Origin of the sequence: Calothrix sp. 336/3, assembly GCF_000734895.2 — a bacterium.
Taxonomy (GTDB): domain Bacteria; phylum Cyanobacteriota; class Cyanobacteriia; order Cyanobacteriales; family Nostocaceae; genus 336-3.
Genome location: NZ_CP011382.1, coordinates 120,728 through 147,551, shown reverse-complemented (window position 1 = coordinate 147,551; position 26,824 = coordinate 120,728). Strand labels below are relative to the sequence as shown.

The following is a 26,824-nucleotide window of genomic DNA, read 5'->3' as shown; positions in this document are numbered from 1 at the left end:
GCAGATCATCAGGATAGTTTCTGCACAAAGGGAGCGATCGCCTGGATAAATTCTGTGGTAGATTCATAGGGCAAAACGTTACGACCGGGAATTTTCACACCCTCCCCTTGGGGTAAAATCGCCAAGTAATCAGCTAACCACTGATCAGCACTCAGTTTTTTCCCTGCTTTGCTAATACTAGACGCACCTTCCCCCACTACCACCAGGGTTGGTTGCTGCAAATTGGCGTTCGCCTCTCTGTAACCTTGCAACCAGAACCCAGCTAAAAATGCAAACACTGCATGACGACTCTCTAAATCCTCAGCACCTGCACCCAAACTATCCAACCATTCCTTATCTACATCTGTGGCAGAATTGAACAGCTGACGGGCAGAAAAATCTGCTAAAAACTTTTCTCGGCGGGCATAACGATAAAATAATTTGCCCAAACCGGAATCTAAAAGATTCCAAATTAACTTTTGTTGCCAGATTGGGGCTTTTTGGCTAATTAATGGTATAGCCGGGGGACCTGCTAATATTAATCCGGCGACAAGATGGGGTTTTTGGGTGGATAATTCCAGGGCGATCGGTAATAAAGCTCCCTGAACAATAATAATTACAGGCTTTTGAATTATATTTTCGACAAAATACTGCAATTGTGCTGCCCAATCGTGGGGGTAGTAAGCAACGTGGGGTTTATCACTTTCCCCACATCCCAATAAGTCTGAATTATAAATGAGATTTTGCTGATTATGTTGCTGCCAACCTCGACAGAATCTATCCCAAAAATGCCGCGATAAGCCAACACCAATAGGATGAATTAATAGAATGGGAAATGTTGCCGCCGAATTTCCATTTTCTGGATATAAATCATAGACGCAACGGTAATTATGCCAAGTATAAAATTTAGAAGATAACATAAAATATATTCAATATCCTTTCAGGATACTTGTATAACTATGATTACCTTCAAGGGTAACAAAGAGTTTATCCAGAAGCAATCATCACGAAAATATCATTTGCGGATGAGTTAACTGATACCCAGCATCCTTCAGCTTCTGATTAGATATTTTTGCGTGGTACATGCGCTGACTTTTTTGAGAAGCATCCCATGTCACCGGGGGCAAATTATGAACTGTACAAACTTGATGAATAATTTCTTTTGATGTCAGGTTAGCATCATCAACTAAATTATAAATACCCTGGAGATGATGATTTTTCGCAAATTCTATACCTGAAATAATATCATCTAAATGAATCCAATTAGCAGGCTCGTTACCATTGCCTGGGCGGTTTTGTCCTGCCACACGACCATAAATTTTTACTAATTCCCGATTGGGACCATAAATGCCGCCTAATCGTAGAATACAGACGTGGAGGTGGGGATTTGCCCCAGTCAGTAAAACTTGCTCCGTTTGACTCAATATTTCCGCGCTTTGACTCATCGGAGACAGGGGCGTATCTTCAGTGACTAACCGTCCATTTTGTTCTCCATAAACAGAGCAACTACTAGTATAAATAATTTGCTTTAGATGGGGACATTGTGATACAATCGATACGATATTTTTTGCAGTTTCTAAATAAGTTTTTTCATAGTTACCACCTCGTCCAGCAGCAATGGAAAGAAGTACAATATCTTGATTTTTCAACACAGATTTGATTCCATCAACATCATCCCCAGTCAAAACCACAACTCGTTGGGCGACAGTTTGTAATTGAGATGTTTTAGCTGGTGTGGTAGTAGTTGCTGTGACAATATGAGTCATTTGTTGCTGCCAGAAATTAGCCGCAGCATAACCCACATAACCACAGCCGATAATCGCAATATTCATATATTTAATCGGGATGACTATTGCTCAGTTTCCCACATAACAGCCATGTTGGTACAGGGAATCACAGACTATTAACTATTTATGAATCGTACCATCGGGCATAATTGCACCGGCGAGGTTAGCACCGATAAGTTTAACCATCAGGCGATCGCCAGAGCGAATCCGCGCACCAGTCAAATCTGCACCGCGCAAATCTGCACCGCTTAAATCTGCACCAATTAAATTGGTATTGCGTAAATTCGCCTCTCGTAAGTCTGCCAGCAGTAAATTGGCACGAAATAAGTTTGCCTCTGAGAGATTTGCTCCCCGCAAAATCACCTTGTGCATAAAAGTATCACTCAGATTTGCCCCCGTGAGATTGGCATAACTTAAATTTCTCCCTGACAAATCCTTGTTACTCAAATTAGCTTGGCTAAAATTCTTACCACTCAAATCTGAATGGGGTTTCGGTGGTTGGTAAGAATCGGGATTGGGTTGAGGTGATTTCGGAGGTTTATAGGAGTCGGGATTGGGTTGAGGTGATTTCGGAGCTTTATAGGAATCTGTCTTCGGTTGGGGTGATTGGTAGGTACTAGAAGATTTTGTTCCAGGGGAATAATAATAAGTATTCTGGGGTTGCACAGTCAGCGATCGCAGCTTTTCCCGTGCTTCATTAATTTCTTGCAGCTTTCGCTGGGCTTTTTCCTGAAGTCGCTGGTTTTCTTTGGGAAGGCGATCCGGATGCCAAACAAAAGCCAAGTCTTTATAAGCTTGGTTTACCTCTTCCAAGGAAGCACCTGGCTCCAACTCTAACACCCGATAATACCGCTCCAGCTCTCTCATAGACGTTTTAGTGCCAATCATTTTAATTATGAGTGATTCATCTACTCTGCCTAATTTGGAAAAATGTCCTTGCGACTATAGATTGACTTAGCCACCACTCACTACACAGATAGCCATGATGAAATGGGTTGCACCAGGATAACAGCAAACAGGTCTTAACCTTACCATTACCCCATTCTCAAGTGAGTTCGCATTCACTAGTGTAAATTTTTATTATCAATAGGACTTACGCAAACAAAAGCCGAAACCCTATTTTCACCTAGCTGCAATTTATGTAGACACAGAGCGGCTTTCCGCAGGGTATTACCCCCACAGTGTTTTGCGTAAGTTTTCATCATAGTCAAATTAATTGAATATTTGTACCCTCCTATAAATATTACCTTTACCTATCATCAGATACTCATACCTATCTTCCAGAAATTTGAGGAATATTATCTACCAGTCAGACGTTGTTTAATAGCTCGCAGATAAATCCGAATTGGAACTTGATATATCTCGACAAATAACCAAATAATTATTGATAAATGTGAGAAAAAAGTTAACCCTGTCCAAATATAGGGTAGCCAAGACAAAGGTGCTTCCGGATGCGGAGGAAACAGGTAAGCAACGATACCAATAATACTAGTAGGTAGCAGAATAAACACAAAAGCAGCAAAAACGTAACCCCAGCCAAATTCCACCCCTTCCAAATGTGCTTCTGTCCAGTTAAAACCATTCCAGCGCCAAACTAAAGGAGGTTGACGAGAAGGCATAACTAACTGCTGCTGTTCAACATTAACTGTAAAAATTTGATGACAAAAATCACATGACATTGCTTCCATGAGTGGCATATGGGAAATTTTTCCTACATGACATACGGGACAGGGATACATCCCTTGATAATTGAAAGATGTGGATAAAATTTTCGACTTAGGCATGAGATGAATCGGTCACAATTAAATTTTTATAAAGAAAGTCAGCACACAATTGAAGTTAAATCATGAGGATTTTAGTCGCTCACTTTTGACATTTTCCCGTGTTTTCAGTGCTGATAATTCTCAAGAATGCAGACAAAATGTAAATTTATGCAAAAGATGTAACTATCTATCATGAACTCTGCCTACTCCAGAAGCGTCTAAAAGATTGTAAAGAGGGTATTTGGGGAAAATGCTCAGTTTCTATACAAAAGATAGAGCTATTATTTCCCTTTAACCAACTCCCCTGATTGCAGCTTACCTTGTTTTTCTCAGAGAAGGAAATAACTGGGAACAGCAACAGTACTGTGCAAAATTGGGGAACTGATTTTCCAAATTGTAATGAGTTTATTGTTTTTTTCAGTGTCCTGGGGGTCTTGACGATTTGGAGTTCCTTTGCTAGGTTGAGGTTATTGAGTTTCGCAAGTTTCTCCCCCAAGGGTAGGCAAATGTCCCACAACAAGTTTTACTTTTACTATTGGTTTAGGGTGGTTCACCGGGGGTGAGTCTCGTTTCCTGATGGAAACTGCCCGGTGAACCGCAGAGAGTACTCTCTGCGGTTTTTGTTTTTTTAGGGAATGGAGTCTTTCTGCTTTGTTTCATTAGGTTAAATAAGAGAGTTTCATCGTCATGTCAAACTACACCTGGTTTTATGGTTTTTATTTTTGGTCCCGCCTCAATTCCGGGTAGTAGTGTCATGGCGACGAAATGCACCCGGAACTGACATCAGGTTCCGGGTTTTTTGTTTTTATGTGAAAAATTTGGAGAATCAAATCATGAAAAATGCCCAGCTTACTGCTAAATCCCCTGCTCAACAACAAAGTCTGGTGAAACTGTCAGAGCAAATAGTCTTTGGTGGTAGAGAGTTAGTGATCATTGGAGGACCCTGTGCTGTGGAAAGTCAAGGGCAGATGGAAAATGTTGCCCAGCATTTAGTCAACTCAGTTCATGGTTTACGGGGTGGAGTTTACAAACCTCGTACCTCTCCCTATGCATTCCAAGGAATGGGAGAAGCAGGACTAGAGATTTTAGGATTAGTGCGATCACGCTACAATTTACCCGTAATCACCGAAGTCATGTCAATTTCCCAAATCCCTACCATAGCGACCTATGCTGATATGCTACAAGTCGGTAGTCGGAATATGCAAAACTTCGATTTACTCAAAGCTTTAGGGCAAGTTAATAAACCTATCCTCCTGAAACGTGGTTTAGCTGCCACCATTGAAGAGTTTGTCATGGCAGCAGAATATATCCTCAGTCACGGCAATCCTGATGTTGTTCTGTGTGAGCGAGGTATTCGCAGTTTCGACGACTATACCCGCAATGTCCTAGATTTAGGTGCAGTTGCCGCTCTCAAACAAATTACCCACCTGCCTGTGATTGTCGATCCTTCCCATGCTGTCGGCAAGCGGGAACTGGTTGCACCCATGGCAAAAGCTGCTATTGCTTGCGGTGCTGATGGTTTAATCATTGAATGTCACCCGGAACCAGAAAAATCAGTTTCTGATGCTCGTCAAGCATTATCTCTAACAGAAATGGTGGATTTAGTTGAGAGTCTTAAACCCATTGCAGCATCCGTGGGCAGAAATATCTCTACAAACATCGGGGTAGGTACAAAACTTGCCCCGATTTGTTTATCCGCAGCCTAGGAATTTGAATGAAGACGAGTTGTGGTGAATGGGAAATCGCTGATAAGTTCTACCATTTCCCAAAAACCTCCACCTTGACTTAATTGTCACCAAATATTAACTACTCACTATTGACTCTCAATTCTGAACCATTGACAATTAACAACAATTCAGAATATGAATTCTCAATTCCATCTGTCTGCCAACAGCAAGCAATGGCAAATCTCAAACCCATGGACTTGACATCAAAATTATTGTGAGTAGTGCCAAGCGATTACCCGAAACCACTGCCCATGTCAGGATTATTCGTCAATCTTGGCAGGATGGTTTTTTGGAAGGTGAAGTCAGAGCTGGTGACTTTGAATGGCAGTTTCAATGGCATTTTCGCCGAGGAGAACTGTCTGTAAAACCCTCTCAAGGTCGTGCATTAATTAAAGAACCCCTAGGTCGCTTTCTGGAGCAGAAAGACTATCAACTGGAGCCAGGAGGCGATTATGCTTTTACTATTCGAGCAGAAATCTAATGCAGGATGATGATTACCCCCACAATTATCCATCAATACTGGCAAGCTCTCTGGCAACAATACCGTCAAAGGGTAAAATATGCTCAAATTTACGAGGAAATGATTATCCAAACCGGGGGGAGACTGAGTAATGATCACATTGCTTTTCGTTCTCTGGGAATGGAGATAGAAACACCCCATGGCAAGATAAATTTAGGCATTCCCTACCTGGAGAAAATTATTCAGAGTTGGGGCTATGAATTTGGAGGAGAATATTTATTTCCCCATACCCATCTTTACGCCAGACACTATTACCATCCTCAACAGGAAGAATTTAATTTACCGAAGCTGTTTCTTAGTGAATTAAGGGTAGGGGAGTTACCGGACAATATTCGGCAATTAATTCAGCAAACAGTTATTGCCGTTGATACTTTGCCAACAGATAATTTAGATATTCTCAAAATTTTTAACCGTCCCTGGCAACCTCCCTATTATTCGGTAGTGCAAACAATCAATCAAGTTTCCCAATATGCTGCCTGGGTACTAATTCACGGTTATGCTGTGAATCATTTTACAGGCTATATTAATCAGCAGAATACTCCCACATACCCAGATATTGATGCTACTGCCGCAGGTTTAAGCCAATTAGGTGTGCCCATGAAGGCGGAAATTGAGGGAAATATTCATCTTGGGTTAAGACAAACTGCCACCCATGCAGTCACGGAGATGGTGACAGTCATTGATGATATTACCCAGAAAGAAATACAAGTTCCTTGGACTTATGCCTATTATGAATTGGCACAACGTTATATGATAGAAAATAGCTCCGGTAATCCAGTTTTGTTTGATGGATTTTTGGGAAAGAATGCTCAGGAATTATTTGAAATGACTAGAGTTACTGAATAGAGGAAATTATTGTCTCATGAGATGACAGATTTAAATTATTTTACTCCTTTAATTGGGCAATCCTCGGCAGTGGAATTATTAATCCAAGCAGTGAGACAAAATCGTATTCCTCCGGCTTATTTATTTGTCGGTGCAGAAGGGATTGGACGTAGTTTAGCTGCCCGTTGTTGGATTGATTTACTATTTGCCTCGGCGAAAAATCGTAGCCAGCAAGCGAATCATCCCGATTTGCTGTGGGTGGAACCCACCTATCAACATCAAGGGCAACGTTTAACAGCCCAGGAAGCAGCAGAGAAGGGAGTAAAACGCAAAGCCTCACCAATCATTCGTTTAGAACAAATACGCGAAATTACAGACTTTCTCAGTCGTCCCCCCTTAGAAGCCACGAGACATATAGTAGTTTTAGAAAATGCTGAAGCTATGGCGGAAGCACCTGCCAATGCATTATTAAAAACCTTAGAAGAACCGGGGAGGGCAACCTTAATTTTGCTCGCTCCTGCCATTGATGCGATTTTACCTACCTTAGTTTCTCGCTGTCAAAAAATTCCCTTTCAGCGTTTAAATAGTTCAGATATGGCTGAGGTTTTAGGCAAAATTGGGCATACAGAAATTTTACAACATCCGGAAATACTACAGATGGCTGCCGGAAGTCCAGGGATGGCGATCGCCTACTTTCAACAGTTAGCAAATATTCCCTCGGAAATTCTTCAAGCAGTCAAAAATATGCCGAGAAATCAACGGGAAGCTTTGGAGTTAGCCAAGCAAATAGATAAAAATTTAGATTACGAAACCCAGTTATGGTTAGTTGATTATCTTCAGCAATCTTACTGGCAAAACCAGCACCAACCTCAGATTATTGCCCAACTGGAAAAAGCACGTAAATATCTCCAAGTATATGCCCAACCGCGTTTAGTTTGGGAATGCACCCTATTAAGTATTTATCAAAATAGGTGATAGATTACCATTATTATCTGTTAAGGATTTATCCTCAAAAATCTGGCATAATCAGAAAATGCGATTTTATACCAGATTTTTTATTACACTCCTAGCAGTGATTCTCCTGCCAACTCTCATGGTTGTTGCTCAAGTTCCCAACCTTACCCCCCCTGACAACCTGGTTGTAGAAGGGATTCCTCCTATCCCTACAAGCATTACAGAAAGCGTTGCCCGTTATACTAATTTTCGTTCTGCCAGTCTTGCGAGTTGGCATCCCCAGCGCCGGGAAATGTTGATATCAACGCGCTTTGCTGATACACCTCAAGTACATTTAGTCAAATCTCCCCTAGGAACTCGTCAACAATTAACATTTTTCCCGGAGAGGGTTGGGGGTGCGAGTTTTCAACCAACCAAAGGTAATTATTTTATCTTCAGTAAAGATATTGGCGGTAACGAATTTAACCAAAATTACCGTTTTGATTTAGCCACGGGTGATATTACCTTACTTACCGATGGTAAATCTCGCAACAGTTCCGGTTTATGGTCAAATCAGGGTGATAGATTAATCTACACTTCTACTCGCCGCAATGGCAAGGATAACGATTTTTATCTGATTAATCCTGAAAATCCTCAATCGAATCAACTTCTTTCCCAAGTTGAGGGTGGGGGTTGGGGTGCGACCGATTGGTCACCGGATGATAGTAAAATTTTGGTTTTACAATATCTATCTGTCAATGAAAGTTATCTCTGGTTAATAGACAGTAAAACTGGAGAGAAGAAAATTCTCACTCCTCAGAATAACAAAGAGAAGGTTTCCTATGGTGGGGGAGTTTTCACCCCAGATGGTAAGGGTTTGTATGTAGTCACAGATAGGGACTCAGAATTTTCTCGACTCGCTTACCTAGATTTGCAGACATTAAAACATACCTATCTAACTAGTAATATTCCTTGGGATATTGAGGATTTTGATATTTCCGAAAATGGGAAATATTTGGCTTTTACAGCTAACGAAGATGGAGCCAGTATTTTACATATCTTAGATACAAGAACGGGTAAGGAGAAACCTTTACCAAAATTGCCCATAGGACAGGTATATGGAATTAATTGGCATCGCAATAATCAAGATTTAGGGTTTGTGTTGATTTCTGCTAATTCTACTGCTGATGTCTATTCTTTGAATATCCAAAATAATCAAATAGAACGTTGGACAGCAAGCGAAACAGGGGGGTTAAATACCGATAAATTTTCACCCCCTGAGTTAATTCGTTGGCAAAGTTTTGATGGTAAAACTATTTCTGGTTTTCTCTATCGTCCTCCTACCAAGTTTACAGGCAAACGTCCTGTGATGATTGATATACATGGGGGTCCAGAAGGACAATCTCGCCCAGGATTTTTAGGCAGATATAACTATTATTTGAATGAGTTAGGAGTGGCGGTAATTTTCCCCAATGTTCGGGGTTCTTCTGGTTACGGCAAGACTTTCCTGAAGTTGGATAATGGTTATAAACGGGAAGATTCCGTTAAGGATATCGGCGCACTTTTAGATTGGATAGGTCAGCAACCTAACTTAGATAAGGAGAGAATTTTAGTTACAGGTGGCAGCTATGGGGGTTATATGTCCCTAGCAGTGGCAACCAAATATGGTGATAAAATTCGTGCAGCCATTGATATTGTTGGTATTTCCAATTTTGTGACGTTTCTAGAAAAAACCGAAAGTTATCGCCGTGATTTACGACGGGTGGAATATGGGGATGAGCGTGACCCCAAAATGCGAGAATTTCTGTTAAAGATTTCTCCTTTGAATAATGCACAAAAGATTCAGAAACCTCTGTTTGTCATCCACGGTAAAAATGACCCCCGTGTTCCCTTACAGGAAGCAGAGCAAATAGTCAAAACAGTCCGGAAAAATAATATTCCTGTGTGGTATTTGATGGCAAAGGATGAGGGACATGGTTTTAGTAAGAAGAAAAATATTGACTTTCAGTTTTACTCTACAGTGATGTTTGTGAAGGAGTATTTGTTGAAATAAGAAATGATTTACAACTGACATAGGATAAGACCTAGAACTGATTGTTCTAGGTCCTATGGGCAATTTTATTGTCACAAGAGACAAAAGCTACAAATCTGACCCTTGCCTTGGGGGTGAAATTTAAACCGAAACTTTTCCTAATATCGGTTTCACGGTTCTAGAGATTTCCGGTACATATACTTGAGATACATAGTCGGCAATCATTCTATCTGTATTAAACAGGGGTGAATTGGTTTTGATGGAACCCTTCATCATCTGTACCCAACCGTGGGGGATACCCTTTTCGTCTTGGTTGTAGTAGAGAGGGACAATTTCCTCTTCTAGCAATTTATACAGGGATTCGGAGTCGATTCTATCCTGTAATTCCTGGTCACTGGTGTGAGCATCTTCACCGATCGCCCAACCATTGACACCCTGTTTATAACCTTCGCACCACCAACCATCGAGGACGCTGCAATTGATACCACCATTGAAGCAGACTTTTTGTCCACTGGTTCCCGATGCTTCCAAGGGACGACGGGGATTGTTTAACCAGACATCCACACCTTGAACTAGTTTTTGTCCAGTATAAATATCGTAGTCTTCAATGAAGGCAACACGGTGGAGTAGGGAAGGATGTTTACACCATTCCATTAAGCGTTGGATGATGCGCTTACCTTCTTCGTCCGCAGGGTGAGATTTGCCGGCAAAGACAATTTGTACGGGGCGATCGCTATTGCCAAAGATGCGTAAGGCTCTTTCTTCATCACTCATCAACAAATAGCCGCGTTTGTAGGGGGAGAAACGGCGAGCAAAGCCAATGGTGAGAACTTTGGGGTCGAGGAGGTTTTCGGCGGCTTGGATGCGCTCCCAACCTTCACCCCGTGATTCTCGGCATTTCTTCACCTGGAAGCGGGTATAAGCGATTAATCTTTCCTTGAGGATTTGGTGACGATACCACAGTTCGGCATTGGGGATATCATCAACTTTTGCCCAGGTTTCGGGGTCGATCGCCCGGTTTTTCCAGTCCGCACCTAAATATTGATTGTACAGGTCGGCAATGAGGGGCGCTGTCCAGGTGGGGGCGTGAACACCGTTGGTTATGTAACCGATGGGGACTTTTTCTTCGGAATACTGGGGATAGAGAACTGTCCACATTTTCCGGGAAACTTCTCCGTGTAGTTGACTGACTCCGTTAGATGTCCGACACATCCGCAAGGCTAAAACGGTCATGCCAAAGGGTTCCCAGGGGTCGCCGAGTCGTCTGGCTCCTAAGGCGAGGAACTGCTCGCGGGAGAGACGCAGCTGTGTCCAGTAATGGGCGAAGTAGGAGTCCATTAAGTCGGGGGAAAAGACATCGTGTCCGGCGGGAACGGGGGTGTGGGTGGTGAATACGCATCGGTTACGGACATCGGTTTCGATATCGTAGAAAGACCTACCAGTGAGTTCGATTTGCTGACGGCAAACTTCCAGGGTACAGAAAGCTGCGTGTCCTTCGTTGAGGTGATAGACGGCGGGTTGAATACCTAAGGCTGTCAGAGCACGTACACCACCAATACCTAAAACTACTTCCTGGGCAATGCGGGTTTCTTGGTTGCCTCCGTAGAGGTGTCCTGTTAACCATCGGTCAATGGGATCGTTGTCGTGGCGATCACTATCTAGAAGGTATAAGGTGACTCGACCAACTAATGCTCGCCAAATCTGGACTTTGACGTTTCTTTGCCGAATTTCTAGTTGGATGGTGATTGGTTCCCCATGGTCATTTTTGATTAACTCGATGGGCATTTGGTGGAATTGGTTATCCACATAGTAATCTTCTTGCCAGCCACTGGAGTTTAATCTTTGACGGAAGTATCCTTGTTTGTAGAGCAAGCCGATCCCCACCATGGGTACACCTAAATCTGATGCAGATTTCAAGTGATCTCCAGCGAGAATTCCTAAGCCACCGGAATAGATGGGTAGGGATTCATGGATGCCGAACTCCGCACAGAAATAGGCGATGGGATTTTCCTTGGATACCTGCGGTGCAACTCGACTCACCCAGGTATCTTGTTGACTCATGTAGGTATCAAAATCCTGTGCCAATGCGGAAACCTGTCCCAGATAATAGGGGTCTTCCGCTAGTTGGGTGAGGCGTTCGTAACTGGCTGATTCCAGGATGGCGACTGGGTTGTGTCCACAACGTTTCCATTCCTGGGGGTCAATGGTTTGGAATAGAGATAGGCGATCGCCACTCCAAGACCACCAATAGTTATATGCCAAATCTGCTAAACGCCGTAGAGGGAAAGGCAATTTTTCGCTCAATACCCGTGCGGCGGTAAATGTCTCCGGTCTCACCATCATCTTTAATACTCTCTACTAATTATTTCCCGATTCCTTGGTAAGTCTCATCGCCTGTTACCAATTTGCTTTGTCATCGTTTACTGCAATAACCTTCCCCTTCACCTCGATTATTTATCAGCTAATTTTGCAGTCTCAGATTTGATTTATATTTTGCTTGGTAAGTAATATGTCCATCATCGTTCTTTTTAAAAAATTTGACTAGACTTTAATTATCAAATTAGTTCAAGTTATTTTAATTTATCTTAATTAAAAGGATATTTGCCTTAATATCTAGCAACATTTCTTGATGAGATTATGGACTATACCTGTTTTTGTATCTTTCAATGATTATCTTGCTATTCAGGATAAACAGTCTTTCCCTAGGGATAATTATAGAGAAATAGTAAAGATTTTAACCCGAAATTTTCACAAATAATCTTTACAGTCTATCATTAATAGCAATTATCCCCTTGGGGTTGTATTCTGATTGAGTATATTTATTTTATCTGAGTATATAAGTAAATATTCGGATGACTAATCTTAGTGAATGCAAAAGTGGCGATCGGGAGCATTCCGAATGTGTAAATTGTTTTTGTAGTGCGGGTTTCTAGCCTGCGTTCTCAAATCAGGGAGCAAGATGCTCCAACTACAAATTGTATTGTTGCAAAATTGCGATGCTCCCCCCAATTACCAGCTTGTTTGAGCCAACTTGATTCTTCCCAGATAAAATTAGTCGAATTAGTCATAATAATTATCGCTATTTCACCTTTATTTGAAGTGTAATATCAAATGCTCCTCATCAAAATATGTGCCATCAACAAATAAAGCATCATACTCTAACCCAAAAACCTCGAAACCCCGTGATTTGTAAAGGGAAGATGCGGCAGAATTATTGGCAGTAACTGTGAGTATGACCTGCCGTAAACCATCAAGTTGGTGAGCATGAGATAATGCACAATCGAGAAGCATTGCCCCTACACCTCGACGACGAAATGTTGGTAAAACATACATACTCCATAGATTGCCAATATGAGCGCATTTGGGGCGATTTTCACGGGAAAAGCCGAGCATCCCGATTAGGCGATCGCGATCGTCAAAAGCACCAAAAATACCGCTATTCAAATTATCGTGAGTGCTAAGTCTGGCTGCAAAGTCCGTCACAGTCAAGCAAACTTCCTGCTCGAAACTTGAAGCAAACGCTGTTGGAGATTCTCTCAATGCTTGCAACCGTAGTTCGCGGTAAGCGACGATATCCTGCGAGGTTAAAAATCTAATTTTGGGTTCATCCATATTCGCAAGTTACAGTGCATTTCAATTTTGAGTAGGTTTTTTGGTATACAAGGATAATACTCTCACAGTGACTAGCTAGCACTAACACAGGCTTCCTCAAAATCAATAATCAGTCAGGTGGGTACAATTCGATTGGGATTAATATTCAGATAAACTCATTTAATAACCCTAGGTCTAAGTTACACGTCACTTTAAATCGCCACTGGTGAAGACGCTAACCGCTTTTGAGGAACTCGCAGCAAGGAGATACCCACCAATAACATCCAAATTTCCCAGAGGATAAAACCGATGGGGGTTGCTTCCACCACAGGAAAGCTGGGAATAATTGTCGCAAATAATTCACTCTGTCCCACCAGTAACAAAGGTGCAGTCATCAAACCCCACCAAGCAACCCAGGATTTAAATAGGGGAGAACCCAACATCACTACCCCGACTCCTATTGTCCAAGCTACGAGTAAGGTTTGCCCTAAATATTCACCGATCGCCACCCCAGCATATTGATGTACTATTTGGTAGGCGATCGCAACGGCTGCACGGGTTGATTCGCTGCTTGCGGGATTTACTTGGATAGATGCTAAAATGGGCACCACAAATACCCACCGCATTAGCCCCATGGCTTGGAGAATACCAGAAAATGCTCCCATTGCCGTAGCTGCGTGGAGATAGGGAGTATCTTTGCTAGCGATAACTTTGTGTAGCAAAATAGTCGCAGGTGTGAGAAGTAAAGCTGTGACACCAAAGGCAAACCAAGTGAAAATCAGCCCTATTCCCCCTGCATGAAACCGTGTGAGTACATAATCGACTGGTTCCCGCAGAATATCATCATACCCAAAGGTTTGAATTAGCAGTATATAGGGAATATTCGACAGCACAACCAAGGAAATGAAGAGAATTCCTGTAATTCGGGTGAGTTTTAAGCGGTTCATAGTTATTCCTGAAATAAAACAGTGGAAAGTTGAATTTATTGCCAATATTTGAGGAGCGATCGCTCTACATTGAATATGCGAGCAATCCCAACTAATGTGTTAATTAACAAGTGGAAAATAAAGGGTGGTATACCTACGGGAATGGTGTCTGCTAACTTGAGTAAAATAGCCAATTGCAAGAGATTTTTTGGCATTCCTTCCGGGTTGACTTTGTTGTCAATCGCCAATCCATATAATCCCCGGATAAATTTTTCAAACCCCGTAGGCGGACGATTTTCGGTAGTAAATGTCACCCAATCCTGGGAGTTATTACAAAAGCTATGGTGCATCCCTGGTGGAACCTGTATACTTTCCCCTGATTGCAACTTTCGCCAATTACCTTTTTCCCCAATTTCCATATCAAGACAACCTGTTAGCACTGTGAAGGTTTCATGCATTGCGGTGTGATAATGTAACGGACTACCTTTCGCTCCTGAGGGTAAATCAAAGCGAATTTTGGCATAATTTCCTTGACTTTCTTGAGCATTGTGTAAAAAAGTCATACAATCACCCGTGACTGGATTTACAATCGTTTCGAGGTTGCTTGGTTCTGGTGTTGACATCTCCATACCTAATTCTTTATGTTTTGGAAACATTGAAATTGCCATTGATGTGTTTTTGTGTTGATGATTTCAGAATAGGGCTGAGAATAGAGATATCAATTGACACGCTACGCCCAAAAATTGACCAATAGCGCCAATCTGCCAAGAAAATGCCAGAAGCTCAGTTTTCCATTGCCATTGTCAGAGATATCGTCCAATACGTTGCTGCTCAAGGGATTGATATCAATTGCCTTTGTAATGCTGCTGGTATCGATTTAGTCTGGTTAGATAACCCCGATCGCCAGGTATCTGGGGAAGTGCTACAAAAATTATGGCGAGAAGCAGTACAACAAACAGGCGATCGCAATTTAGGATTACATATTGGTGAAGCGTTCGATTTATCTGCCATTGGTATCGTTGGTTACGTGCTGCTCAATTGTCAAACCTATGGGCAAGTTTTAGAAAAACTTTCCCAGTATACCCGCTTATTTAGCCAGGGTGTAGCCATCCACCATCGCATCTCGGAGGGATGGGTGCAGTGTGATTGTGAAATTGTCACAGATGTGAAAAACTATTTAATGGATGAGCCACGGCAACCCATTGAAAGTACCTTTGCCGCTCTAGTTACCGCTACCGAACAACTGACGGGGAAAAAACTGCCAGCGCAAACAGTATGGTTTCAACATTCCCCAATTGAGGATTGTGGTGAACACCAGCGGATTTTTCAAACAACAGTGGAATTTTCCCAACCAAAGAATCGGATTATCTTTGCTCCCGATTGCCTAAATTGGCAGGTGCGATCGGCAAATCTCAACCTGCTCTCTGTCTTTGAAAACCATGCTGCAACTATGCTAGCAGCCCAAAATCGAACACAGACATACTCCCACAAAGTAGCCCAGAAAATTGCCCAAAATTTACAGGGAGAAGTACCAACCATTGAGGCGATCGCACGTAGTCTCATGGTTAGTATCCGCCAACTCCAACGGGAATTACAAACCGAGAATACATCCTACCAGCAAATTCTCGATGAAACCCGCAAGGAATTAGCCCTACAGCATTTAAACAATCCGGAAATATCGATTCATGATGTAGCATTTCTCCTCGGTTTTTCCGAACCAAGTGCTTTTCATCGTGCTTTCAAACGTTGGACAGGACAAACACCAAAAAATTATCGCTCTAATTTGGTTTAATATACCCGAAAATTCTAAAATCTGTGCCTATTTTATAGCAAATAAGAAGTATCTAAGTAAGTTGGTGCAATAAAACCAAAGTATGTGAACAAAAGCAAATAAGGCTCAAAATCTTTCTCCCCCTACTCCCTGCCTTATTCCAACAATAATTATTTACGCCAACCTAGCTTAAGCACTATTCTGCCATGGCGAGCAAAGTGAATTCAATAGGCTACTGCATACCCCTCAAATTATCAGAGATATATTAATTTATGACTATTACCATGGTAGTGCAAAGAATTCTATGCATAGAAGAAAAAGCTTGATTCTCAGTTTTATAATTGTGGTTTTACTCTCAATCTTGATTATTCGCGAACGCTCCAGAAGCCCATTTTTTGAAGTAACTATTACTAGAGAGAATGAACCTGCAATTGTCCTTCCTGGTTATTTAGTACCTTGTCGGCTCACAGAAAAATTATACTGTCAGCTTTCCCTTGACCGTCAATTGTTAGTAATAGAAGAAACTGATTCTTTGGATTGTCGAGTCACTTTTGGGAAACAAAGACCTATCTGTCGTTGGATTCAAGCATCTGCCCTAGAGAGCATTTCCATTGAAGGTTTAGAATTAACTCCATACCAATTAGGACAAATCAAATACCCAATGAAACCCTTCCCGACAGTGCGAATTTTTGATGATGTCGCGATAAATTCACAATTTTTAGGGTGTATTCTTGGTATTTTATCAATTTGGACTGGGTGTAATGTAGCTGAATCCATATTTTTTTATTTGAGAGGATTTTATCCATATCGAAATCGTCTATTTCAAGCCATACTGCAAGTATTTTCATTCTTGGTAGGCTTGGGAGTAGTATACTTGTTATCCTTGTATTCTCTATACTTATTGCTAAAATTTGGATATATGGGTTAACTTGGCTGCACATTGAGAAAGTTTTTATCAGGAATAATTAGATAATTAATTGATGCTTCCTGTCAAATTTATATTTGTTGATAACCCCAGATTAATTTATGAAAATACAATCAATTATCATGTTGATATTTGGATTTATACTCGGTTGTATTGCGGTAACTTCATACATTACAATTCGCGAAACTACACCAGTAATCACTTGTATTGGTAAGGTCAAATTAGATACTGCAAGCTATGAAGATATTCCCTTGAACAATGCTACATTCATGGAGAATCCAGGAGTTCCATCGGGACGACTATATATGCGATTCACTAACAGTAAAACCATGAGCCACACAATTGGAAAATTCGTTAAGGTGAACGGGAGAATCAAATCTGTGATACTTAAGAATGGTGACTTAATTAATGAAATGATAGTGATTAATCTGGAGTTGATTGACAAAAATTCACAACCCAAAAAACATTCTTCATGCTTTAACTTGTAACAATAGAAAAAATACAGATGAACTTTCCACCCAATTATAATAATTTTGATATCACCCACCAAGCAGATATTATCTTGTCAGAAGCTGATGTGTCGCTAAATTATATAGATGGGAAACATTAAGGTTATTATAGTATGAGCATACCTTCGCTTAGTTCAATAGTAAGCTTGACATCTTTCAACGTACAAGTTAAATACACCTCTGTAAATTTTAAATTACCAAAACTCTAGATAAATGCAAATTCATGATTTTGCCAGACAGGGAAATATCGCAGGTGTCAAACAAGAATTAGATAGGGAAGTTGATATTGATTGTCTCGATAAATCCTCACAAACACCATTGATGTGTGCAGTAAGTAGCACCGATGCTAGTTTAGAAATGGTGCAATTTTTGGTGGAAAATGGTGCGAATGTGAATGCAATTGGAGGTGATTACAACTTTACTGTACTAGCATTTGCAGTGAGATTGGGCAGTATTGATAAAATTGAATACTTGCTAAATTTAGGCACGGATATTCACTATCAAAGAGCAGATAATTTTGATGTTTTGATGGATGCTATATGTGGTAACAATTTTGATAAAAATCATGACTCTACAGCAATTATCACTCTATTGCTTTCTAGAGGAGCTAATGTTCACAATACAAGTGAGTATGGAGAATCAGCATTAAAATTGGCTGCCTGGGGAGGACATTTTGATATTGTTCAGTTATTACTCAATGCAGGTGCAGAAAAAGAACAGTTAGAATGGACAGAATTAATGTATGCAATTGTTTATGGAAGCTTTGAAGATACAAAGAAATTAATTAATCTCGGTGCCGATTTAACCATACGAGATTGTGGTTGGAGAACTCCTTGGGATTTAAGCTTAGAAGTTGGTGAAATTGAAAAAGTTAAACTGCTTTTGGCATCGGGAGCAAATCAATTTACTGGTGATAAAGAAAAGCCACCATTAATGTCTGTTGTAGAAAAGAATCATGCCAATGTTTTAGAATATTTAATTCAACAGGGATTTGATGCTAATTCGGTAGATAAATACGGAAATACTCTATTGATGGAGGCATCAGAGTATGGTTCTACAGAGTGTGTGAGGGTATTATTAGCTGCTGGTGTTGATATTTTTGCAGGTAAAAATAGCTTTACCAAAGCGATTTTTCGCGCTAGCAATTTAGAAATTGTCAAAATGCTAGTTTATGCAGGTGAAGAGTTAAGTGATATCAATGATGATATGCGGCAATTATTAACAGGCTTAAGCAGTAATAGAGAAATATTAAATATGAACAAAGAGAAATATTTGAGTGGTAAATCTCGACGATTTGGAAAGGCTAATCCAGAAATAATGGTAGTTGAATTTTGGCAAGAAATGGTCAGAAGTAACGCTACTGCTTGGACTGCACGAGACACCTTTCATGATACAGATAATCTGGATGAGCCTGTATGGTGTTTTCAAAGATTTGGTAAGACGATTACACAATTATCAGATGGTAGAATCATTCAAATTGGCGGAGAACACGAGGATTATTACGACCCAGACTTTTGTATATATAACGATGTTGTTGTCCATCAAAAAGATGGTACATTTACTATTTTAGGCTATCCCCAAGAAATTTTTCCTCCCACTGACTTTCATTCTGCAACCCCAATTGGAGAATATATTTACATTATTGGTTGTTTAGGTTATCTCAATACTAGAATTGATGGTGAAACACCTGTTTATCGCCTCCACTGTCAGACATTTAAAATTGAAAAAGTTAAAACTAGTGGAGATAAACCTGGATGGATTAGTAGACATAAAGCCGTTTATAGAGACCAGTCAAAAATATATATTACTGGAGGTAAAATTTACGTTAGGCAGCAAGATACTGATAATTATATAGAGAATAGAGATGGTTATGTTTTAGATTTAAAAAATACGCATTGGAGCCGCATTACCAAATAAATTAAAATATTTTTTCAATTATGCGATGAATTTTAGAAGCTATAAGTTTTATCCCCGACTTTTCTCCAAGTTGATGAAACCTAAGTCCAGAGACTGTCAGTGCGGTTTACAAATATGCTTCAATTATTCACAAGATACTCGTGAACCCGCCCCTAACATTTTTTGAGAAAGTAAGTCGATGAAAATAAACCCAACTATGTAACAGAATGTAAAATTGACAAAACCGTTGCGGTTGCTTCATTTCACTGAGTCGCAAAGCGACACGCTACGCGAACGTTTCATTCGCAATGACATACATTGAAATTTTCACACCGACCTACTAAATATGGGTTATGCATCAATAATTTTTGTAACTTATAGCAATTTAATATCTCAAAATACTTCCTGGGGTACAAAATCAATATTTACCTTGACACTCCAGTGAAGTGGAGACTTCAAAATGAAATCAGTCTTGAACACGACTTGATAATTGGGAGTCTAAAAATGGAGAATGCCACACTGAGACTACGCGGTATGAGTTGCGCTTCCTGTGCCAGAAGTATAGAAGAAGCGATTCGTTCTGTTTCAGGAGTGAATGACTGTAGTGTGAATTTTGCCGCAGAACAGGTAACAGTTGATTATGACTCCAGAAAAACTGATATACAAGCCATTCAAAATGCGGTGAATGCAGCCGGTTATTCTGCCTATCCCCTGGAGGAAAACAACTTGATGTTAGGGGAAGATGATGAAGAGAAAAGATATCGCCAGCAAGAATTGCGCGATTTAGAGAGGAAGTTGACCTTAGGGAGTATCATGAGCGTTGTGTTGATGATTGGCTCATTACCCATGATGACAGGGTTACACCTACCTTTTATTCCATCATGGTTGCATAACCCTTGGCTGCAACTACTCCTGACAACTCCTGTACAGTTTTGGTGTGGTTACTCTTTTTACGTCAACACCTGGAAAGCTTTGAAGCGTCGTGCTGCGACAATGGATACCTTAATTTCTTTAGGTACTAGTGCCGCATATCTGTATTCCCTATTTGCTACTTTATTTCCCAGCTTTTTTATCAATCAGGGATTGATGCCAGATGTGTATTATGAAACAGCAGCGATTGTCATTACCTTGATTTTGTTAGGACGGCTGTTGGAAAATCGGGCTAAAGGTCAAACCTCCGAGGCAATCCGGAAGCTGATTGGTTTACAGGCGAAAACCGCACGGTTGATGCGTCACGGGAAAGAAATAGATGTACCTATCGAACAGGTAGAAATTGGTGATATTGTGCTGGTTCGTCCTGGGGAAAAAATTCCCGTTGACGGTGAAGTATTCGAGGGAATATCCACCGTGGATGAAGGGATGGTGACAGGGGAAAGTATACCTGTGAAAAAACAACCGGGGGATGAAGTTATAGGTGCAACCATTAACAAAACTGGGAGTTTTCTGTTGCGAGCGACAAGAGTTGGTAAGGATACCGTACTAGCACAGATTGTCCAATTAGTACAGCAGGCTCAAGGTTCAAAAGCCCCCATTCAAAGACTAGCAGACCAAGTGACTGCGTGGTTTGTGCCGACAGTAATTGCGATCGCCATTCTCACCTTGATAATTTGGTACAACATCATGGGTAATGCTACCCTGGCATTGATGACGGCAGTGGGGGTGTTAATCATCGCTTGTCCTTGTGCTTTGGGTTTAGCCACACCGACTTCTGTAATGGTGGGTATTGGTAAAGGTGCAGAAAACGGGATTTTAATTAAAGGAGCCGAAAGCTTAGAACTAGCGCACAAAATTCAAATTATTGTCTTAGATAAAACTGGCACAATTACCCAAGGGAAACCGACAGTTACAGATTTTCTCACAGTGAACGGTACAGCTAACAGTAACGAAATTCACCTCATCCAACTAGCTGCATCCTTAGAACACAATTCTGAACACCCCTTAGCAGAAGCTGTTGTCAAATATGCCCAATCCCAGGAAGTCAGCTTAGTTAATGTGAGAGATTTTCAAGCTGTGGCAGGTAGTGGGGTTCAAGGGATGGTTTCTCAGCATTTGGTACAGATTGGCACACAACTCTGGATGGAAGAATTGCATATTAACACTCAAACTTTACAACCAGACAAAGAGCGCTTAGAGTCTTTGGGTAAAACAGCAGTTTGGTTAGCAGTTGATGGTGAGATTATGGGATTGATGGGGATTGCTGATGCCATTAAACCCACTTCACCCCAAGCAGTAACAGCATTGCAAAAACTCGGTTTAGAAGTTGTCATGCTGACAGGTGATAACCACCGCACTGCCGAAAGTATTGCTAGGGAAGTAGGTATTTCAAGAGTCTTCGCTGAAGTCCGTCCCCAGCAAAAAACCGCTATAGTGCAAGCAATACAAGCTGAAGGTAAAATTGTTGCCATGGTTGGGGATGGGATTAATGATGCACCAGCCTTAGCCCAAGCCGATGTGGGAATTGCAATTGGTACTGGTACAGATGTGGCGATCGCCGCCAGTGATATCACCTTAATCTCTGGTGATTTGCAAGGCATAGTTACAGCTATTCAACTTAGTCGCGCCACAATTCGCAACATTCGTCAAAACCTATTCTTCGCCTTTATTTACAACGCTGCTGGTATTCCCATTGCTGCTGGTATTCTCTTCCCCTTCTTTGGTTGGTTACTAAATCCCATCATCGCCGGTGCTGCCATGGCTTTTAGTTCAGTTTCCGTAGTGACTAATGCTCTGCGTTTACGTAACTTTCAACCTCAAGGGGTTAGTCAGAACTGGCAAAAGGGGAAGATTGTCAACCATATTTCCCAGACGCGAGTCAAGAAACCATCGCTAATCAAATAACAGTCTGATGATGTCAAGGGATTGATACTTTTTCTGCTTGACTCTCCAGCTGGCTGGAGAGTTTAGTATAGGATTAGCAATCACATCTCACTGAGGGGTTGGTAAGTATGTTAGCCCAAGCAGAAGGAAAACAGATTGGTGTAGTTGCCAAGGAAAGCGGCGTACCCATTAAAACTATTCGCTACTATGAGGAATTGGGTATCCTGAAATCATCAGGCAGAACCGAAGGAGGATTTCGACTATTTAATCCCGATGTTTTGCAGCGACTTCACTTTATCAAACGCGCTCAAAGTCTAGGATTGAGCTTGTCAGATATTAAGGAATTTCTATATGTTTACGATAGTGGTAACTTACCCTGTGAACATATAAAAATCAAACTAGAAGCAAAAGTCAAAAGCATTGATGAACAAATTCGGCAATTACTGATTTTGAGACAAGAATTATCTGGGTTGCTTTCTGGTTGGGAAGTTCAAACTGAGACATCTTATCAAACAATTTGTCCGATTATTCAGTAGGATGAGTTGCTGTCAATGGCGCTTTCACTATTCCTTTGAAGCAAGTCTTAGAGAATCCTCATACCTTGAGGCTGAGTTTAATCAAAATTACATTCCCAACCATGAGAACAGATTCTGCCACCAAGATATACTAACCTGTCCCTTCAGTTTCATCTTTTGGCGAATATCCTGGATATTCCAGTTTGTCAGTTTTGCCAGGGTTTGTGCTTCTTGCTCAAAGCGTCTATTTAATGTCCGTTTATACTCTCTACCTGCTTGACATTTTGCTTCACCCGTGTATGGATGTTGGAGTACATAACGTCCTTGGAAATTTTCCCGGTTTGAGGTGGCATGAAATATCAAATCTTCGGGGAATTTATCACGGGTGTAACGCACATGGAGACGGGTGATAAAGACATCGCTACTTACCGGGGGACGACGACGGGAAACTGGGGATGGGGGAGCTTCGGAAGATGTTTCATCCAACCAAAACACACCAGCTTGTTTGAGCTCTTCACGGTTGAGGGGTTCGGCAGAACAGGGATCGCAAGTACCCATATCCCAAGCATATTCGAGGAAAGCAACTTTTCTGTCTTCCTTAATGTAGGAAGTTTTAAACATCGACTTGTAAAAATCGCCGAATTCATCTTTGACGAAGATGGGGATATTATTACCAGATGGAACTCGTACTGTGCGGTAATTGGTAACTTCTGCCTGTCCTTTGCGGGAGAGAATATAAACTAGTAAATCCTGCTCACTGGTGGAGTTTATCATCCCTAAACGAATCGGCAACATGAATTTAGGGGACTGGTAAGATATTTGCAAGGGACGCAGATATTCGTACCCGCTTTCGTCGAACTTGTCGAGGTTGACTTTAGCGACGAAGAACTTCATTTTTTGGCGAATATAGGGTTTGAGTAATTTTCTCGCACCTCTAGGAATCTTGTAACCGTTGCGATTCAGCCAGGTTTCTAGTCCGTCGGATTCCCTAGCACTGAGAACGACAATATCATATTCACCGACATTAAACTGTGCTTCGACCTTGACACCTAAGCTGTTACTACTGCGAGGTCGTGATTCTTCTTGTCTGGCTACGGGTGCAGGTAAAGCTGGGATAGCTCTATCCTCATACATGGGAGCGCAGGGATCGGGGTCAAAATATTCTACCAAACGGGGTGCGCTAAAGGCATCAAGACGTTCGATAATTTTTGGTTCTGCTACTCTTACCTGTTCCTTTTGAATGACTGTGGGGACAGGAACCACCACGGCAAAATCCTTGACTTCTCCTTGATAGTCATTCGCCATTGTCAGCACGGTGCGATTTTCATCGCGGACAATTACCACTTGGGAAGCTTTGTTATATAGTTTACTATCTGCCTTGGCTACGTAAAATCCACAGAATGCCCAAGCCGCCGGGGTAAAAAATAAGGTGACTAGGCAAATCAGGCAGAGGGAAAGTAGAAACTTGAGGTATTTCATGTTGTTAGGGAATCTTGGTTTATTGATGGCTCTTTCCAGGTAAATCTGGGCGATCGCCAGAGGAAATCGACTAGGACAGTTAGGGGGGCGATCGCAAATAGTGCCCAGAAAACTGCTGTGGTCATGTAAAAATAGTTACGTAGAATGAAGGTGACTAGGGCGATACATATTGCCCAAAGAATCCGTCCAATTCTGGCATCTGGGATGGAACGGGGATCTGTAATCATGAATAGGGCAAAAAGTATTAGGGAACCACTCATCAAACGATGTAGATACACATCTATAGTCCACCCTAGCCAATAGTTACGTACCCCTTCTAAAGCTGCGTAGGCTGCCAAAAATGCTGCGGTGGTGTCCCATCTCCCGACCTGTCGTAGCATCATCCCCCCGGTTCCCAGAAACAGCAACCCATACCACCATTCTTCCCCCCATTGTCCAGGGGAAACCCAAGCATTATTGGTGAGAACTAACGCAGAGATAATGCCGAAATTTCCAGGATTGAAAAAATGTTTGTCACCGACACGGAAGATAAATTTGCTACTAATGGCTGTGACTCCCGCGATCGCGATCGCTGTCCAATGGTCAGCACGTAGAAGTAAACTTAATCCGAGGGAAGTAATGAGGGGACTACGGACAACCATCCAGTTATTTGCTTCCTGGGGGTTTCTCAGGCAATAACACCAGAGCCACTGAGTTGATAAACAAGTGATTATTAAGACTGGGATAAACTCAGGATGTAATGTCCAATCCCGTGTACCTATGCCCAATACAAGGAATAGGGAGAGATAGAGAATTTGATAATCCCGTATATCTTGGAACAGCATATACTGATTGTTTCCGGGAATTTTCTGATGTGATTGCTCCACTGTAAATCAGGAAAATCACAAAATCAGGTGTTGTTACAGTTTTTGTTACAACCCAATATCAGCTTGATTTTGCCAGGGAATCAGAAAATTTGTGGATAAATTGTGAGTAGAGGAAATCTAAATTTTGATGTTGTGATTTTCTTCCACATCTCAGCAAATAAATTCCGGCGATCGCTCCAGTATTTTCTATTAACCAAAGATAGTCAAGGTCGGATTCTATTGATCAGTAAACTTGGGACGTTGATTAAATCCACCAATGCGATTCGGGGGCCAAAACCCAACAAATGCTCGCCCAATAATTTGATTGCGGGGCAGAAATCCCCATACATGACTATCACAGCTATTATTACGATTATCACCTAGAACTAAATAGGTATTTGGGGGCACTGTCATAGATGGCAAATCATACTGAGGTTTACTAGCAATGTAATGTTCCTGCAAAGGATGACTATTGATGTAAACTGTTTCCCCCTTAACTTCTACCTTGTCTCCAGGAACTCCGATGACTCGCTTAATCCAGGAATCACGAGAGCTTTGGGGATTTCCACAGGCAATTGGTGCTGTTTTCGGGGGTGTAAAAACCACAATGTCTCCTCGCTCTGGAGATTTGAAGCGGTAGCTGAGTTTCTCAACCATCAGGCGATCGTTAACTTGTAAGGTAGGTTCCATGGAACCTGTGGGAATGAAATAAGCAGAAGCACCGAAAGTACGGATGCCAAAAGCTAAAAATACGCTTAAACCAATGGTTTTAAGAACTTCAATCCAAAAACTTTCACCCTTAATCTTGCCAGACTTTTGAGACATAATATTTAGTTCCAACAGCTAGCCTCAAGACTTGATATTAGAAATTTTAGTTCCTCAAAACGTTGGTGCAGTGGTGGCGATCGCTAGTGATTTATCCCATCAGTTGCACTCGACTTAATAAAGCAACCATACCCTACGGGAAGCCCTTGATGCTAAAATGTTCTTGGTTGTCTTTGTCCATCATACCAACCCTTCCGATGACCTCGCATATATTCAATTTCTTGTCCCGGATAGTTTTCTGGACGTGCTGTTGAACCGCAAAAACCATCGCGATGTCCCGCTTGATAAGCAAAAGATTCTTGTTGATCGGAGTTTCGATCATGACTCGAACTAACATAGGCTAATGCTCCAATTGCTAATCCGCTTAAAGCTACTATAGTGATTAATTGAATGAATTGAATGTATTCATTATCTTGTCCTGAATCGTTTTGTGGACGTGCTGTCGAACTGCTCAAACTATCACGAGTTCCCACTCGATCAACAGAAGATTCTTGTGAACTGGAGCGTAGAGCATGACTCGAAACAGCAAAGGCAAATGTTCCAATCAATAATGTGCTTAAAGCGAGTGTAGCTGCGATGACTTTGTTATTCATAATATTAAGTTTCACTTGTAGTTGATAATGTTTACTTGGCTGATATATTCTGACACCTGAAATTCATGCAACACTTAAGTTGTTGATTTTATCAAAGGTCAAGATTATTTTTACTTGTTGATGGTTAATAGATTTATGGAAATTCAACTTATGCACAGAACTGATAAGTAAGCAGGAAGGTGCAATTAAATATAAAACCTCTGTAGGATGGGTTAGTGCAGCGTAACCCATACAGAATAAGACTTGGGAGAATTTTCTTGCAGTCAATCGATAAATCACTCGATGGCTGCTGTCACCAGTAGGGGTTATGTGATTTTGTTGGTAAACGATACCAAGGCGAATTTCAATGTGGTAATTGCCGATAATAACCGGGAACTTTTACCCGATATGTTCGATGATGTTTTGGAAGCGATCGCGAAAAAAATTGCTTAGATTCCATTCGTGATGGAATTTTATTCTATGGTGGAATGTCACCAGGATTATATTACAAAAATCAAATTTACATCGGCTCGTTTTTTCATATATTAAAAGTAGGTTTTCAGTATTATCTCAAAAAAGAGTACAAA

General features: G+C 41.2%; 22 protein-coding genes and 1 pseudogene. 11 read left to right on the top strand and 12 right to left on the bottom strand.

Features of this window, described 5'->3' with window-relative positions; all coding sequences use genetic code 11:
- Positions 1 to 8: 8 nt before the first annotated feature.
- From IJ00_RS00635 to IJ00_RS00620, 4 genes are all read right to left on the bottom strand, one after another.
- Positions 9 to 899 (bottom strand): alpha/beta fold hydrolase, encoded by an 891-nt coding sequence (locus IJ00_RS00635; protein WP_035149028.1) that lies wholly within the window; start codon positions 897 to 899, stop codon positions 9 to 11.
- Between the two features lie 84 nt (positions 900 to 983).
- Positions 984 to 1,811 carry an SDR family oxidoreductase gene (locus tag IJ00_RS00630; RefSeq protein ID WP_035149026.1) on the bottom strand — a complete coding sequence of 276 codons (828 nt, stop codon included), beginning with the start codon at positions 1,809 to 1,811 and terminating at the stop codon, positions 984 to 986.
- 75 nt (positions 1,812 to 1,886) lie between these two features.
- Positions 1,887 to 2,633, bottom strand: coding sequence for a pentapeptide repeat-containing protein (locus tag IJ00_RS00625; protein ID WP_035158252.1), 747 nt, complete (start codon positions 2,631 to 2,633; stop codon positions 1,887 to 1,889).
- 431 nt (positions 2,634 to 3,064) lie between these two features.
- Positions 3,065 to 3,550 (bottom strand): hypothetical protein, encoded by a 486-nt coding sequence (locus tag IJ00_RS00620; RefSeq protein WP_035149024.1) that lies wholly within the window; start codon positions 3,548 to 3,550, stop codon positions 3,065 to 3,067.
- Positions 3,551 to 4,347: 797 nt separating this feature from the next.
- Here IJ00_RS00620 and aroF point away from each other — a divergent pair.
- From aroF to IJ00_RS00595, 5 genes are all read left to right on the top strand, one after another.
- Positions 4,348 to 5,235 carry a 3-deoxy-7-phosphoheptulonate synthase gene (gene aroF, locus IJ00_RS00615; protein WP_256388833.1) on the top strand — a complete coding sequence of 296 codons (888 nt, stop codon included), beginning with the start codon at positions 4,348 to 4,350 and terminating at the stop codon, positions 5,233 to 5,235.
- 235 nt (positions 5,236 to 5,470) lie between these two features.
- On the top strand, positions 5,471 to 5,737 hold the full coding sequence (locus tag IJ00_RS00610) for a DUF3146 family protein (protein ID WP_035149021.1): 267 nt from the start codon (positions 5,471 to 5,473) through the stop codon (positions 5,735 to 5,737).
- A gap of 12 nt (positions 5,738 to 5,749) precedes the next feature.
- A complete protein-coding gene (locus IJ00_RS00605) occupies positions 5,750 to 6,622 on the top strand; it encodes a DUF1338 domain-containing protein (protein WP_371259654.1) in 873 nt (290 codons plus the stop codon).
- A 21-nt stretch (positions 6,623 to 6,643) separates the two neighbouring features.
- Positions 6,644 to 7,576, top strand: a complete 933-nt coding sequence (locus IJ00_RS00600; protein WP_035149019.1) for a DNA polymerase III subunit delta' — start codon at positions 6,644 to 6,646, stop codon at positions 7,574 to 7,576.
- Positions 7,577 to 7,634: 58 nt separating this feature from the next.
- Positions 7,635 to 9,587 carry a S9 family peptidase gene (locus tag IJ00_RS00595; RefSeq protein WP_238178406.1) on the top strand — a complete coding sequence of 651 codons (1,953 nt, stop codon included), beginning with the start codon at positions 7,635 to 7,637 and terminating at the stop codon, positions 9,585 to 9,587.
- A gap of 120 nt (positions 9,588 to 9,707) precedes the next feature.
- Here the strand turns inward: IJ00_RS00595 and glgP are convergent, their stop codons facing one another.
- The 4 genes from glgP to IJ00_RS00575 all read right to left on the bottom strand — a co-directional run bounded on the left by glgP (position 9,708) and on the right by IJ00_RS00575 (position 14,739).
- Positions 9,708 to 11,906: an alpha-glucan family phosphorylase gene (glgP, locus tag IJ00_RS00590; RefSeq protein WP_035149017.1), complete on the bottom strand. Its 2,199-nt coding sequence runs from the start codon at positions 11,904 to 11,906 to the stop codon at positions 9,708 to 9,710.
- Between the two features lie 750 nt (positions 11,907 to 12,656).
- Positions 12,657 to 13,178, bottom strand: coding sequence for a GNAT family N-acetyltransferase (locus tag IJ00_RS00585; RefSeq protein ID WP_035149016.1), 522 nt, complete (start codon positions 13,176 to 13,178; stop codon positions 12,657 to 12,659).
- Between the two features lie 191 nt (positions 13,179 to 13,369).
- Positions 13,370 to 14,104 (bottom strand): DUF4386 domain-containing protein, encoded by a 735-nt coding sequence (locus tag IJ00_RS00580; RefSeq protein WP_035149014.1) that lies wholly within the window; start codon positions 14,102 to 14,104, stop codon positions 13,370 to 13,372.
- A 35-nt stretch (positions 14,105 to 14,139) separates the two neighbouring features.
- Complete coding sequence (locus IJ00_RS00575) at positions 14,140 to 14,739, bottom strand: cupin domain-containing protein (RefSeq protein WP_238178405.1); 600 nt, start codon at positions 14,737 to 14,739, stop codon at positions 14,140 to 14,142.
- Between the two features lie 116 nt (positions 14,740 to 14,855).
- Here IJ00_RS00575 and IJ00_RS00570 point away from each other — a divergent pair, with 116 nt between their 5' ends.
- From IJ00_RS00570 to IJ00_RS00545, 5 genes are all read left to right on the top strand, one after another.
- Positions 14,856 to 15,875, top strand: coding sequence for an AraC family transcriptional regulator (locus tag IJ00_RS00570; protein WP_035149011.1), 1,020 nt, complete (start codon positions 14,856 to 14,858; stop codon positions 15,873 to 15,875).
- 283 nt (positions 15,876 to 16,158) lie between these two features.
- Positions 16,159 to 16,782: a hypothetical protein gene (locus tag IJ00_RS00565; RefSeq protein ID WP_035149009.1), complete on the top strand. Its 624-nt coding sequence runs from the start codon at positions 16,159 to 16,161 to the stop codon at positions 16,780 to 16,782.
- A gap of 719 nt (positions 16,783 to 17,501) precedes the next feature.
- Positions 17,502 to 19,205 (top strand): ankyrin repeat domain-containing protein, encoded by a 1,704-nt coding sequence (locus IJ00_RS00555; protein ID WP_052754349.1) that lies wholly within the window; start codon positions 17,502 to 17,504, stop codon positions 19,203 to 19,205.
- 483 nt (positions 19,206 to 19,688) lie between these two features.
- Positions 19,689 to 22,022, top strand: a complete 2,334-nt coding sequence (locus IJ00_RS00550; RefSeq protein ID WP_082127229.1) for a heavy metal translocating P-type ATPase — start codon at positions 19,689 to 19,691, stop codon at positions 22,020 to 22,022.
- Positions 22,023 to 22,129: 107 nt separating this feature from the next.
- Positions 22,130 to 22,537, top strand: coding sequence for a heavy metal-responsive transcriptional regulator (locus IJ00_RS00545; protein WP_035149005.1), 408 nt, complete (start codon positions 22,130 to 22,132; stop codon positions 22,535 to 22,537).
- An 87-nt stretch (positions 22,538 to 22,624) separates the two neighbouring features.
- On the opposite strand, the gene IJ00_RS00540 is transcribed toward IJ00_RS00545, so the two are convergent.
- The 4 genes from IJ00_RS00540 to IJ00_RS00525 form a co-directional block, all read right to left on the bottom strand.
- The gene (locus IJ00_RS00540; RefSeq protein WP_035149003.1) at positions 22,625 to 23,995 is read right to left on the bottom strand and encodes a DUF2330 domain-containing protein; all 1,371 of its coding nucleotides are present in this window, start codon (positions 23,993 to 23,995) and stop codon (positions 22,625 to 22,627) included.
- Positions 23,992 to 24,819 (bottom strand): RnfABCDGE type electron transport complex subunit D, encoded by an 828-nt coding sequence (locus IJ00_RS00535; RefSeq protein WP_035149001.1) that lies wholly within the window; start codon positions 24,817 to 24,819, stop codon positions 23,992 to 23,994. Before IJ00_RS00535 ends, IJ00_RS00540 begins: the two co-directional genes overlap by 4 nt.
- A gap of 258 nt (positions 24,820 to 25,077) precedes the next feature.
- Positions 25,078 to 25,665: a signal peptidase I gene (lepB, locus tag IJ00_RS00530; RefSeq protein WP_035148999.1), complete on the bottom strand. Its 588-nt coding sequence runs from the start codon at positions 25,663 to 25,665 to the stop codon at positions 25,078 to 25,080.
- 152 nt (positions 25,666 to 25,817) lie between these two features.
- Complete coding sequence (locus IJ00_RS00525) at positions 25,818 to 26,258, bottom strand: hypothetical protein (RefSeq protein ID WP_035148998.1); 441 nt, start codon at positions 26,256 to 26,258, stop codon at positions 25,818 to 25,820.
- A 240-nt stretch (positions 26,259 to 26,498) separates the two neighbouring features.
- On the opposite strand from IJ00_RS00525, the pseudogene IJ00_RS29470 reads away from it, so the two are divergent.
- A pseudogene (locus tag IJ00_RS29470) lies at positions 26,499 to 26,788 on the top strand (hypothetical protein); the annotation flags it as partial.
- Positions 26,789 to 26,824: the final 36 nt, after the last annotated feature.